Origin of the sequence: Pseudoalteromonas sp. Isolate3, assembly GCF_022398505.1 — a bacterium.
Taxonomy (GTDB): Bacteria; Pseudomonadota; Gammaproteobacteria; order Enterobacterales; family Alteromonadaceae; genus Pseudoalteromonas; species Pseudoalteromonas apostichopi.
Window position 1 is genome coordinate 1 of record NZ_JAKEVN010000270.1, and the last position, 829, is coordinate 829.

The 829-nt window shown below is 48.5% G+C and carries 2 rRNA genes; both read right to left on the bottom strand.

Annotated elements, in window-relative coordinates:
- Positions 1–47: 47 nt before the first annotated feature.
- Positions 48–162 (bottom strand): 5S ribosomal RNA (gene rrf, locus L1D46_RS20780).
- A 126-nt stretch (positions 163–288) separates the two neighbouring features.
- Positions 289–829 (bottom strand): 23S ribosomal RNA (locus L1D46_RS20785); the annotation flags it as partial.

The following is an 829-nucleotide window of genomic DNA, read 5'->3' on the forward strand; positions in this document are numbered from 1 at the left end:
ACGCAAAAAAGCCCGACTCTTTCGAATCGGGCTTTCTTTAATTTGGAGCCTGGCAATGTCCTACTTTCACATGGCAAATGCCACACTATCATCGGCGCTGTTTCGTTTCACTACTGAGTTCGGCATGGGGTCAGGTGGGTCCAAAACGCTATTGTCACCAAGCAAATTTGGTTTTAATTCGCTCTTTTGAGCAAATTAATAAATCTGGAATTCTGATATCAAGTAAATGTCTACTTTAGTTTCTTAACTTCTGTCTGTTACGCTGTCATAAAACGCGTTTGGCGTTGTATGGTTAAGCCTCACGGGTAATTAGTACAGGTTAGCTTAATGGCTCGCACCACTTCCACATCCTGCCTATCAACGTTGTAGTCTTCAACGGCCCTTCAGAGACTTTAAAAGTCTAGTGAGAACTCATCTCGAGGCCTGCTTCGCGCTTAGATGCTTTCAGCTCACGACGTTCTAAACCCAGCTCGCGTACCACTTTAAATGGCGAACAGCCATACCCTTGGGACCGACTTCAGCCCCAGGATGTGATGAGCCGACATCGAGGTGCCAAACACCGCCGTCGATATGAACTCTTGGGCGGTATCAGCCTGTTATCCCCGGAGTACCTTTTATCCGTTGAGCGATGGCCCTTCCATTCAGAACCACCGGATCACTATGACCTACTTTCGTACCTGCTCGACGTGTCTGTCTCGCAGTTAAGCTGGCTTCTACCATTACACTAACCGTACGATGTCCGACCGTACTTAGCCAACCTTCGTGCTCCTCCGTTACTCTTTGGGAGGAGACCGCCCCAGTCAAACTACCCACCAGGCACTGTCCGTAA